The organism is Kitasatospora purpeofusca (assembly GCF_036010405.1).
GTDB classification, from domain to species: Bacteria; Actinomycetota; Actinomycetes; order Streptomycetales; family Streptomycetaceae; genus Kitasatospora; species Kitasatospora purpeofusca.
Genome location: NZ_CP108561.1, coordinates 8,310,010 through 8,322,381, shown reverse-complemented (window position 1 = coordinate 8,322,381; position 12,372 = coordinate 8,310,010). Strand labels below are relative to the sequence as shown.

5 protein-coding genes, 3 rRNA genes and 1 pseudogene are annotated in these 12,372 nt (G+C 67.5%); 3 read left to right on the top strand and 6 right to left on the bottom strand.

What is annotated here, in order from left to right:
- Positions 1-4: 4 nt before the first annotated feature.
- Positions 5-1,633, bottom strand: coding sequence for a hypothetical protein (locus tag OG715_RS36265; protein WP_266273032.1), 1,629 nt, complete (start codon positions 1,631-1,633; stop codon positions 5-7).
- A gap of 170 nt (positions 1,634-1,803) precedes the next feature.
- Entirely contained in the window at positions 1,804-2,352 is a 549-nt protein-coding gene (locus tag OG715_RS36260; RefSeq protein WP_266273033.1) for a sigma-70 family RNA polymerase sigma factor, read from the bottom strand.
- 300 nt (positions 2,353-2,652) lie between these two features.
- Between OG715_RS36260 and OG715_RS36255 the strand changes: the two genes are divergently transcribed.
- Entirely contained in the window at positions 2,653-3,762 is a 1,110-nt protein-coding gene (locus OG715_RS36255) for an RICIN domain-containing protein (RefSeq protein WP_266273034.1), read from the top strand.
- Between the two features lie 123 nt (positions 3,763-3,885).
- Here the strand turns inward: OG715_RS36255 and rrf are convergent.
- The 4 genes and pseudogenes from rrf to OG715_RS36235 form a co-directional block, all read right to left on the bottom strand.
- Positions 3,886-4,002 (bottom strand): 5S ribosomal RNA (gene rrf / locus OG715_RS36250).
- An 87-nt stretch (positions 4,003-4,089) separates the two neighbouring features.
- Positions 4,090-7,211 (bottom strand): 23S ribosomal RNA (locus OG715_RS36245).
- A 281-nt stretch (positions 7,212-7,492) separates the two neighbouring features.
- A 16S ribosomal RNA gene (locus tag OG715_RS36240) occupies positions 7,493-9,015 on the bottom strand.
- Together the 16S, 23S and 5S rRNA genes form the textbook arrangement of a ribosomal RNA operon.
- A gap of 906 nt (positions 9,016-9,921) precedes the next feature.
- A pseudogene (locus OG715_RS36235) lies at positions 9,922-10,198 on the bottom strand (hypothetical protein); the annotation flags it as partial.
- 332 nt (positions 10,199-10,530) lie between these two features.
- Here OG715_RS36235 and tuf point away from each other — a divergent pair.
- Together tuf and OG715_RS36225 are read left to right on the top strand one after the other, a co-directional pair.
- Positions 10,531-11,712, top strand: a complete 1,182-nt coding sequence (tuf, locus tag OG715_RS36230; RefSeq protein ID WP_266273035.1) for an elongation factor Tu — start codon at positions 10,531-10,533, stop codon at positions 11,710-11,712.
- A 208-nt stretch (positions 11,713-11,920) separates the two neighbouring features.
- Positions 11,921-12,370, top strand: coding sequence for a rhodanese-like domain-containing protein (locus OG715_RS36225; RefSeq protein WP_266273036.1), 450 nt, complete (start codon positions 11,921-11,923; stop codon positions 12,368-12,370).
- Positions 12,371-12,372 lie beyond the last annotated feature (2 nt).

Here is a 12,372-nt window from a genome sequence, read left to right as displayed (position 1 = left end):
GCGGTCAGCCGACGGGCCGGGTCGCGGGCAGGAGGGTGCTCCCGGAGGGACGGGCGGAGACACCGGCCGGGTGCCCGGCCGGTCCCGGCCCGGGCTCGGCGAAGTCGTCCTCGACGTACGGCTCGGACTCGGGCTCCGGTCCCGGATCGGGCTCCGGTCCCGGTTCCGGGCTGCGGTTCGGTTTCGGGTTCGGCGGGGGCCAGGACGCCGCCTCGGGCGGGAGCCAGGATGCCGACTCCGCCTCCGCTTCCGCTTCCGGGAGGGGCTCCGGCCACTCCGCCGCCCCGGGCTCGTCCGGACCGACCGGCTCCTCCTCCGGTTCCGGTCCGCGCAGCAGCAGCCGCAGGGCCGTCGGGTCCGGTACCACCGGGCCGACCCGGAACTGCGGCGCTTCCGAACCGGATCCACTCCCCTGGTTCGGCTCCGGATACACCGGTCCGACCCGGAACTGCAGCGGCACGAGCGCCACCGACGTTCCGCTGCCGGGAAGTTCGCCGCCCGGACCGGGCTCCTCCGACGGGTCCTCGGACGGATCCGGATCCGTCCCCGCCGTGACCGGTGCGGGCCTCGACTCCTCGGGCTCCTCGGACTCCTCGGGCTCCTCCGGCTCGGCTGCCTCCGAGGGCTCCTGCCGCTCCGGCGGCTCCACCAACTCCTCCGGCTCCACCGGGACTCCGCCCGGCTCCACCAGATCGGAGTCGTCCAACTCCGCCGGCGCGAAGGCCGGGTAGGGCGGCAGGGCCCGCAGGATCCGGGCCGTGGCCCGGGCCAGTGCGACCACCTCGACCCGCAGCGCCGTCCCGCGCAGCCGCAGGCCGTCGCGGTCGACCGTCACCAGCCGGGCCGAGCCCCGCGCGCCGCCGAGCACCAGCATCCGGGCGCCCGCCGCAGGGCGGAACCCGTCGGGGGCCGCGGGACAGACGGCGAAGGCGGGCTCGCCGTCCGCAGCGAACCGGTCGGCCTCGGCGAGTGCCTCGACCGGCGCCGGACCCGCGTGCCGCGCGTGGACGCCGTCGGCGACCACCACCGCGCCCACCGGGAGCCGGGCGTCCAACTGCGCCGCCACCGCCTGGACCACGGCACGGGCGAGCACCCGGTCGCCGCCGAACTCGGTCACGGCCGGTCCGGTCGCGAGGTCGAGCAGCACCGCGCTGGGGCCGTCGGTACCGATCAGCGCCAGCAGCGGCGCCGGGCCGCCGTCCGCGGCCGTCGGCCGGAGCTCGTCCCGGGCCGCCCACCAGAGCCTCGGGTCCGCCTCGTCCACCACCCACGGCTCGGGCGGGACCGGCGGCGTGCCGGGGCCGCAGGCGACCAGCACCCCGGCGGTGTGCGCGCCGAGCAGCACGGCGTACGGGCGCGCCCCCGCCACCCGGCCGGCGCCGAGGGCGGCCTTCTCGGCGTCCGCCCAGCCGACCCGGTCGGTCAGCAGCCGCCGCACGGTCCGCAGTTGACGGCCGTACCGCAGTCGAGCCGCGAACGGGGCGGCGAACGCACCTACGGTGAGCGCGAGTTCACGGCGCAGTCGGCGCCGGAGCGCCCGCCGGCCGCCCGCACGGCGGGCGGTGAGGTGGGCGAGGACGGCGAGCAGCACCAGGACCCCGCCGATGCCGATCAGCGTGGTGGTGCCGGGCATCGCCGGCAGGAGGCCGGACGGCGGGAACGACGCGACAGCGGTCCCGGCGGCCGGGAGACCGCTCGGGGCACCGGGGGCGGCTCCGCTCCCGGTGCGGACAACGGCACCGGCTGCGGAGGGAACGACGGCGCCGGAGAGGACCCCGGTCACGGAAGGAACGACGGCGCCGGTCACGAGGCGACCACACCCCGGTCCGCGAGGTGCCGGCGCAGCGACCGGACACCGTGGTGGGTACGGGACTTGAGGGTTCCGCCGGGTATCCCGACGGCCCGGGCGACCTCCGCGCCGGGGCGGCCGAGGAGATGGACGTGCACCACGGCCTCCTGGTGGATACGGTCGAGCGAGCGGAGCGCCTCGACCAGCACCAGCCGGTCGAGGATCCGGTCGGACGGGTCGGCGGTGTCCGCCGCCGCGGGGGTCTGGAAGCCCTCGACCGCGATGCCGACCGGCACCGCGCGGTTCTTGCGCCAGTCGTCGATCAGCAGGCGGCGGGCGACCGTGAACAGCCACAGCCGGATCGGCCGGCGTTCCCAGTCCAGCGCCTCGGCGGACTGCCAGGCCCGTAACATCGCCTCCTGGACGATGTCCTCGGCCCGGTGCGGGTCGTTGCCGCTGAGTCCGCTGATGAAGCGGTGCAGGACTTCGCGTTCGGCCGCCAGGAGTTCCGCCCACGGTGCGGTGGTCGACCCCGGCCGGGCCTGGTCGGCTGTGTGCTCCATGATGGTGCCTTGCTCTCCTCGCGGGACCGGTCCGGACGGTGCCGCGTCCTCGCTCGGATCACGGGTCCGCCCCGGACGGCCGTCACCGTAGCGCCGCGGGGGAAAGGGCGGCCGATCCTTCGGTGAACTCCGGGCCACCCCGGACTGTCATGAGATGGACACGCCATGAACGTCGGGCCACCGCCACCCGTGGGACACCCCGGGTTCATGTCGCGGCCGGACGGCCGGAGGAGCATGCCCAGCGCCCGCCCTCGCCCTGGAGGCCACGTGTCCGGACCGCCCGACCCACCGTCAGCCGCCGTGCCCGACGGGAAGTCCCCTCAGCTCGCGGCGTCCCGGACGCACCTGGACGGCGGCGCCCCGGCCCCGGACCGGCTCCCCGCGCCCGCACGCTTCTCCGACAGCTTCCTGCGCCACACCCCCAACCCGCCGCGCGGGCTGCTGCCGCAGGCCAGGGTCTGGACCACCACGGCGGCCGCGGCCGCGCTGGTGGGCGCCGTCGCCCTCGGCTCCGCCCTGCTGCCCTCCGGGAACGGCGCCGCACCGCACGCCGCCCGGGACGCCGTCCCCGTCGGACCCTCGGTCACGACGATCGCCGCCGCACCCGGCACCCCCGACCCCGCGGACGGCCCGCCGTCCCTCCCTCCCGCGCCGGAGCCTTCCGCCGACCCGCCCTCCGCACCTCCCCCGGCGGCCGAACCCGCCCCGGCGCCCGCCGATCCGGTGGCGGCCGAGGCGGCGCCGGACCGGCCGGGCACCACCGACCGCAACAACGCCGACCGGCCCGCCGCCCTCCCACCGGCCGCCGCCCGACCTCAGACCCGCGCACCGGCACCGGCCGGCACCGCCGACCGACCGGCGGCCGCCGCGCAGGCCCCCGCCGCCCAACCTCCTGCGGCCCAACCGGCCGCCCCGGCGGCCCCACCGGCTGTCACCACCCAGGCCCCGGCACCGCCGCCCGCCGCCCCGGCCCCGGCGCCCGCTCCCACCACCCAGGCGCCCGCACCCGCCGCGCCCGCCCCGCCGCCCGGCCGCCCCGTCGCCGGGCGCGGCTCGCAGCGCTGCATCGGCACCATCGGCCGCCGGCTCACCGACGGCATCGGCCTGGAGCTCCAGGACTGCACCGGCGGCGCCTGGCAGACCTGGGACTTCCGCCCGGACGGCACCGTCCGGGCCGGCGAGCTCTGCATGGACGTGGCCTGGGGATCGGTCGTCAACGGCACCAAGATCCAGGTGGCGATCTGCAACGGCAGCCCCGCCCAGCGGTTCGTCCTCGCGGGCCCCGAGGACCTCGTCAACCCCCAGGCGAACAAGTGCGTGGACGCCAAGGACAAGGGCACCGCCGCCGGCACCCCGCTCCAGCTGTGGGACTGCTCCGGCACCCCGAACCAGAAGTGGTACCTGCGCTGAGCCCTCCGCCCCCCGATCGCACGAGGAGCCACACTTCCCGAATTCTCGGCTTTCTCCGCGACGATTCACGCAGAACGCAAAGAACCCCCGTCGGTTTCCCGACGGGGGTTCTTCACAATGATTGTTCGGCGGCGTCCTACTCTCCCACAGGGTCCCCCCTGCAGTACCATCGGCGCTGTGAGGCTTAGCTTCCGGGTTCGGAATGTAACCGGGCGTTTCCCTCACGCTATGACCACCGAAACACTATGAAACTGTCAACCGCACCCACACCGTGACCAGACGTGTGGGGGTCGTTGTTTCAGAACAACACAGTGGACGCGAGCAACTGAGGACAAGCCCTCGGCCTATTAGTACCGGTCAACTCCACCCCTCACAGGGCTTCCATATCCGGCCTATCAACCCAGTCGTCTACTGGGAGCCTTACCCTCTCAAGGAGGTGGGAGTGCTCATCTCGAAGCAGGCTTCCCGCTTAGATGCTTTCAGCGGTTATCCCTCCCGAACGTAGCCAACCAGCCATGCCCTTGGCAGGACAACTGGCACACCAGAGGTTCGTCCGTCCCGGTCCTCTCGTACTAGGGACAGCCCTTCTCAACACTCCTACGCGCACAGCGGATAGGGACCGAACTGTCTCACGACGTTCTAAACCCAGCTCGCGTACCGCTTTAATGGGCGAACAGCCCAACCCTTGGGACCTACTCCAGCCCCAGGATGCGACGAGCCGACATCGAGGTGCCAAACCATCCCGTCGATATGGACTCTTGGGGAAGATCAGCCTGTTATCCCCGGGGTACCTTTTATCCGTTGAGCGACGGCGCTTCCACAAGCCACCGCCGGATCACTAGTCCCGACTTTCGTCCCTGCTCGACCCGTCAGTCTCACAGTCAAGCTCCCTTGTGCACTTACACTCAACACCTGATTGCCAACCAGGCTGAGGGAACCTTTGGGCGCCTCCGTTACTCTTTAGGAGGCAACCGCCCCAGTTAAACTACCCACCAGACACTGTCCCTGATCCGGATCACGGACCCAGGTTAGACATCCAGCACGACCAGAGTGGTATTTCAACGACGACTCCACCATGACTGGCGTCACGGCTTCAAAGTCTCCCACCTATCCTACACAAGCCGAACCGAACACCAATATCAAGCTATAGTAAAGGTCCCGGGGTCTTTCCGTCCTGCTGCGCGAAACGAGCATCTTTACTCGTAATGCAATTTCACCGGGCCTATGGTTGAGACAGTCGAGAAGTCGTTACGCCATTCGTGCAGGTCGGAACTTACCCGACAAGGAATTTCGCTACCTTAGGATGGTTATAGTTACCACCGCCGTTTACTGGCGCTTAAGTTCTCAGCTTCGCCCCGACGAATCAGAGCTAACCGGTCCCCTTAACGTTCCAGCACCGGGCAGGCGTCAGTCCGTATACATCGCCTTACGGCTTCGCACGGACCTGTGTTTTTAGTAAACAGTCGCTTCTCGCTGGTCTCTGCGGCCACCCCCAGCTCTGGCAGCAAGTGCCGTCACCAGGAATGGCCCCCTTCTCCCGAAGTTACGGGGGCATTTTGCCGAGTTCCTTAACCATAGTTCACCCGAACGCCTCGGTATTCTCTACCTGACCACCTGAGTCGGTTTGGGGTACGGGCCGCCATGAAACTCGCTAGAGGCTTTTCTCGACAGCATAGGATCATCCACTTCACCACAATCGGCTCGGCATCAGGTCTCAGCCTTGATGAGTGACGGATTTGCCTATCACTCGGCCTACACCCTTACCCCGGGACAACCACCGCCCGGGCTGGACTACCTTCCTGCGTCACCCCATCGCTCACCTAGTACAGACTTGGTCCAGCGGCTCCACCACGTCCCTTCGTCCGAAGACTCCGGGCCGGCTTCACGGCTTTAGCATCACCTGGTTCAGCGTTGGCGCTTCAAAGCGGGTACGGGAATATCAACCCGTTGTCCATCGACTACGCCTGTCGGCCTCGCCTTAGGTCCCGACTTACCCTGGGCAGATCAGCTTGACCCAGGAACCCTTGGTCAATCGGCGCAAGAGTTTCCCACTCTTGTATCGCTACTCATGCCTGCATTCTCACTCGTGTACCGTCCACGACTGGTTTCCACCGCCGCTTCACCCGGCACACGACGCTCCCCTACCCATCACAGCAGGCGTTGGCCCTATATGCTGCAATGACACGACTTCGGTGATGTGCTTGAGCCCCGCTACATTGTCGGCGCGGAATCACTTGACCAGTGAGCTATTACGCACTCTTTCAAGGGTGGCTGCTTCTAAGCCAACCTCCTGGTTGTCTCTGCGACTCCACATCCTTTCCCACTTAGCACACGCTTAGGGACCTTAGTCGGTGTTCTGGGCTGTTTCCCTCTCGACCATGGAGCTTATCCCCCACAGTCTCACTGCCACGCTCTCACTTACCGGCATTCGGAGTTTGGCTAAGGTCAGTAACCCGGTGAGGCCCATCGCCTATCCAGTGCTCTACCTCCGGCAAGAAACACGTGACGCTGCACCTAAATGCATTTCGGGGAGAACCAGCTATCACGGAGTTTGATTGGCCTTTCACCCCTAACCACAGGTCATCCCCCAGGTTTTCAACCCTGGTGGGTTCGGTCCTCCACGAAGTCTTACCTCCGCTTCAACCTGCCCATGGCTAGATCACTCCGCTTCGGGTCTTGGGCATGCAACTGTATCGCCCTGTTCGGACTCGCTTTCGCTACGGCTACCCCACACGGGTTAACCTCGCTACACACCGCAAACTCGCAGGCTCATTCTTCAAAAGGCACGCAGTCACGAGACACACAGCAAGCTGCATGTCCGACGCTCCCACGGCTTGTAGGCACACGGTTTCAGGTACTATTTCACTCCGCTCCCGCGGTACTTTTCACCATTCCCTCACGGTACTATCCGCTATCGGTCACCAGGGAATATTTAGGCTTAGCGGGTGGTCCCGCCAGATTCACACGGGATTTCTCGGGCCCCGTGCTACTTGGGAGTTCTTCAAACGAGCCGTACAGATTTCGTCTACGGGGGTCTTACCCTCTACGCCGGACCTTTCGCATGTCCTTCGACTACCTGTACGGTTTCTGACTCGCCGACCGGCCGGCAGACCGGTCAAGAAAAATCCCACGACCCCATCAGCGCAACCCCTGCCGGGTCTCACACGCTCATGGTTTAGCCTCATCCGGTTTCGCTCGCCACTACTCCCGGAATCACGGTTGTTTTCTCTTCCTGCGGGTACTGAGATGTTTCACTTCCCCGCGTTCCCTCCACATACCCTATGTGTTCAGGTATGGGTGACAGCCCATGACGACTGCCGGGTTTCCCCATTCGGAAACCCCCGGATCAAAGCCTGGTTGACGGCTCCCCGGGGACTATCGTGGCCTCCCACGTCCTTCATCGGTTCCTGGTGCCAAGGCATCCACCGTGCGCCCTTAAAAACTTGGCCACAGATGCTCGCGTCCACTGTGCAGTTCTCAAACAACGACCAGACACCCACACTCGACAAGTCCGAAAACTCGCCTCGCATGAGACCGGCATCACTGAAGCAACAGACCATACGGCCGTTCCCTCAGGACCCAACAACGTGCCCGACACACCCCATCAACAATCCGTTTTCCACGCCGAAGCAGTACTGACGGATGCCAACCAAGTGTGCCGAATAGTCAACGTTCCACCCATGAGCAACCGTGCAGGACATTCGCCTGCAAGCGGCACATTGCTCCTTAGAAAGGAGGTGATCCAGCCGCACCTTCCGGTACGGCTACCTTGTTACGACTTCGTCCCAATCGCTGGTCCCACCTTCGACGGCTCCTCCCCTTACGGGTTAGGCCACCGGCTTCGGGTGTTACCGACTTTCGTGACGTGACGGGCGGTGTGTACAAGGCCCGGGAACGTATTCACCGCAGCATGCTGATCTGCGATTACTAGCAACTCCAACTTCATGGGGTCGAGTTGCAGACCCCAATCCGAACTGAGGCCGGCTTTTGGGATTCGCTCCGCCTCGCGGCATCGCAGCCCTTTGTACCGACCATTGTAGCACGTGTGCAGCCCAAGACATAAGGGGCATGATGATTTGACGTCGTCCCCACCTTCCTCCGAGTTGACCCCGGCAGTCTCCTGTGAGTCCCCATCACCCCGAAAGGCATGCTGGCAACACAGAACAAGGGTTGCGCTCGTTGCGGGACTTAACCCAACATCTCACGACACGAGCTGACGACAACCATGCACCACCTGTATACCGACCACAAGGGGGCGACCATCTCTGGCCGTTTCCGGTATATGTCAAGCCTTGGTAAGGTTCTTCGCGTTGCGTCGAATTAAGCCACATGCTCCGCTGCTTGTGCGGGCCCCCGTCAATTCCTTTGAGTTTTAGCCTTGCGGCCGTACTCCCCAGGCGGGGAACTTAATGCGTTAGCTGCGGCACCGACGACGTGGAATGTCGCCAACACCTAGTTCCCAACGTTTACGGCGTGGACTACCAGGGTATCTAATCCTGTTCGCTCCCCACGCTTTCGCTCCTCAGCGTCAGTAATGGCCCAGAGATCCGCCTTCGCCACCGGTGTTCCTCCTGATATCTGCGCATTTCACCGCTACACCAGGAATTCCGATCTCCCCTACCACACTCTAGCCTGCCCGTATCGAATGCAGACCCGGGGTTGAGCCCCGGGCTTTCACATCCGACGCGACAGGCCGCCTACGAGCTCTTTACGCCCAATAATTCCGGACAACGCTCGCACCCTACGTATTACCGCGGCTGCTGGCACGTAGTTAGCCGGTGCTTCTTCTGCAGGTACCGTCACTTGCGCTTCTTCCCTGCTGAAAGAGGTTTACAACCCGAAGGCCGTCATCCCTCACGCGGCGTCGCTGCATCAGGCTTTCGCCCATTGTGCAATATTCCCCACTGCTGCCTCCCGTAGGAGTCTGGGCCGTGTCTCAGTCCCAGTGTGGCCGGTCGCCCTCTCAGGCCGGCTACCCGTCGTCGCCTTGGTAGGCCATTACCCCACCAACAAGCTGATAGGCCGCGGGCTCATCCTGCACCGCCGGAGCTTTACACCCGGGACCATGCGGTCCCAGGTCATATCCGGTATTAGACCCCGTTTCCAGGGCTTGTCCCAGAGTGCAGGGCAGATTGCCCACGTGTTACTCACCCGTTCGCCACTGATCCACCCCGAAGGGCTTCACCGTTCGACTTGCATGTGTTAAGCACGCCGCCAGCGTTCGTCCTGAGCCAGGATCAAACTCTCCGTGAATGTTTACTCGGCCCAATGATTAGAAGGGGCCGGTCTACACTCGCGTCGAGCGGCACGGCAACCACCGGAATTGGGCGGTCCCGCGCACTGCGTCCTCGCTAGTGTCTTACTTCAAAAGGAATCTCCAACCCCAGGAAACCCTGAGGCCGGGGATGTCAACATATCTGGCGTTGACTTTTGGCACGCTGTTGAGTTCTCAAGGAACGGACACTTCCTTCAGGCGGCTTTCACACCGGCCCTCCGGGCGCTTCGTTCTTTCGTGTTCCCAGCTTATCAGACGTTTTCCGCTCCGTTTTCCGGAGTTTCATTCGTCCGACTCGCCGGCGTCTTTCCGGGATTCGCACCCCGTCCGACGTCCAAAACTTTAGCCGACCCACGCTCCGAAAAGCGAATCCGGCCGCAATCCCGAAAACGAGCACGCCGGAACTGCACCGGGCCGATTGCGCACATGGCGGGACCGACCCGGAACGGGAAGTCGTGCGTTCGAAGGATTGGCCGCCCCGGGACCGTCCGCGCCGATGCGTGTCCGGTGCTCCCTGTCGAGCGACTGGAAAACAGTACTGCTGATCGGTGCCCGATTCAAAACGGGCGACGGACGCGTCAGACACCCCCCGCCCGGACAAGGGGGACGGCCCGGACCGGAGGACCCGGTCGGGTCGGAGCTGGTCGGCGAACTCGCCCAGGTCCTACGCGGGGGTCCGTTCGATCTCGCGCTCCGCACGGCAATCCGCGAGAGCGGGTTGAGCCTGGAGGGTATCCAGCGAAGACTCACGTCTACGGGTTGTACTGGGAGTGGGGGCGGCGACACCGGACCGGCCCGGCCCCGGCCGTGCCGCGGGGTCGTTGAAGGAGGTCCCTCACCGCACCACTGCCGGTGCGAGCACGGCGGCGACGAGCAGGGCCGACGCCCGAACCGTCGGCGGGGACGCTCCACAGGTCGCTGCCGCTGTCGCTCGGCATCGCGTAGGCGAGGGTGCGGAGGTCCAGGACGTACAGCCGCCAGGGGTCGTCGTCGGGCTGTGCGGGATCCCTCCTCCTGTAGGCGACGCGGTCCTGTCCGGGGAGAGCGAGGGGCACTCGACATTCCGGCGTAGGAGTCACCGCTGAGGAAGACCGTCCAGGCGGCCAGGTGGCCGGACGGTGAGACCCGGGCCCTGGTGAGGATCCCGGCCAGGTCGTAGTGCCGCAGTCAAGGCAGGCCGGAGTCGAGGACGCCGCGCGCCGCACCGCCGTCGGCGCCCGCGATCCGGGCCGCCGTGGCACCGCCGACCGGTGCCCTGCGGAAATTCGCTCGCGGGCCGCCGCGCGCACCGGCATGATGAGCCGCATGTTCCAGTACGCCATCGCCGCATACCCCGCAGTCGCGGGCGCGATGGCTGCTGCCCAGGCAGTCGCAGCCGCATTCGACGGCGCACGAAGCTGACCTTCCCCGGGTCGTCCCCGGGACCTCGGACGGGGAAGGTCGGCCCGTCGCAGAGGTCCCGTCAGCTCACTGACGACTCCCGGAGAGAAACCATGGCCAAGCAGGCCTTCGTGCGCAGCAAGCCGCACCTGAACATCGGCACCATGGGTCACGTCGACCACGGCAAGACCACCCTCACCGCGGCCATCACCAAGGTCCTGGCCGACCGCGACGGCGGCACCTTCGTCCCGTTCGACCGGATCGACCGGGCCCCGGAGGAGGCCGCCCGCGGCATCACCATCAACATCTCGCACGTCGAGTACGAGACGGCGACCCGGCACTACGCGCACGTCGACATGCCCGGCCACGCCGACTTCGTCAAGAACATGATCACCGGTGCGGCGCAGCTGGACGGGGCGATCCTGGTCGTCTCCGCCCGGGACGGCATCATGCCGCAGACGGCCGAGCACGTCCTGCTGGCGCGTCAGATCGGCGTCGAGCACGTCGTGGTGGCGCTGAACAAGGCCGACGCGGGCGACCCGGAACTCCTGGAGCTGGTCGAGCTGGAGGTGCGCGAGCTGCTCGGCGCGCACGGGTACGACGGCGCGTCCCTGCCGGTGGTCCCGGTCTCCGGGCTGCGCGCGCTGGAGGGCGACCCGTACTGGTCGGCCGCGCTGCTGCGGCTGCTGGACGCGGTGGACGCCCACGTGCCGACGCCGGTGCGGTACACCGACGCGCCGTTCCTGCTGCCGATCGAGAACGTGCTCACCATCACCGGCCGCGGCACGGTGGTGACCGGCGCGGTCGAGCGCGGACGGGTCCGGACGGGCGACCGGGTGGAGGTCCTCGGCCACGACGCGGAGGTGCAGTCCGTGGTGACCGGCGTGGAGACCTTCGGCCGGACCATGGAGTCCGCGGAGGCCGGCGACAACGTCGCGCTGCTGCTGCGCGGGGTGCAGCGCGGGCAGGTCCGGCGCGGACAGGTGGTCGCGGCACTCGGCAGCGCCTCCGTGCACACGGGCTTCACCGCCCGGCTGCGCCTGCTGTCGACGGCCGAGGGCGGCCGCCGCACACCGATCACCGGCGGTTACCGTCCGCAGTTCCACCTGCGGACGGGCGACGTGGTCGGCGAGGTCCGGCTGCCCGACGGGGTCACCGTCGCGCTGCCGGGCGAGACTGTCGAGGTCACGGTGACGCTCGGCCAGTCCGTGCCGCTGGAGCCCGGCCTCGGCTTCGCCGTCCGCGAGGGCGGACGGACGGTGGCGGCGGGAACGGTGCAGACCGTGCTCGGCTGATCCCCCCGTGCGGGCGGCGGGCCCTCGGGCCGGCCGCCCGCACGGGCGCCGCGGGGCGCACGGTCGAACGCCGCAGCGCGACTGCGACCGGTCGAGGGGGGTGGCGGGATCTTGGCGGACAGCGGCGATCACGACACTCGTGGGCCGGGTGGGGGTGCGACAGGATCGAGGTGTCAGCACGGATCGACCAAGTCCTCGGGAGCCCACCATGACCAGCGCCGTTCTCTCCGTTCCGCCCGCCGAGCCGGCCGTGGCCGAGGCGCACTTCCTCTCCCGGCTCAGCTTCGAGGCCGATGTCTCGGACGTGCGGGCCGACCTCACGGCGGGGGTGCCCGGGCTGGTCCTCGTCGACTCGCGGAGCGAGGTCGCCTGGGCGCAGGGGCACATCCCCGGCGCGCTGCACCTGCCCACCGCCCGGATCCCGGAGCTGGTCGACCGCGGGGCCACCGTGGTCACCTACTGCTGGGGGCCCGGCTGCAACGGTGCCACCCGGGCCGCGCTCGCCTTCGCCCGGCTCGGCTACCGGGTGAAGGAGATGCTCGGCGGCTTCGAGTACTGGGTCCGTGAGGGCTTCGTCTTCGAGACCGCCGAGGGTTCCGAGCGGCGGCCGATCGACGACCTGACGGCCCCGCGCTCGGGCATCTCCTGCGCCTGCTGAGG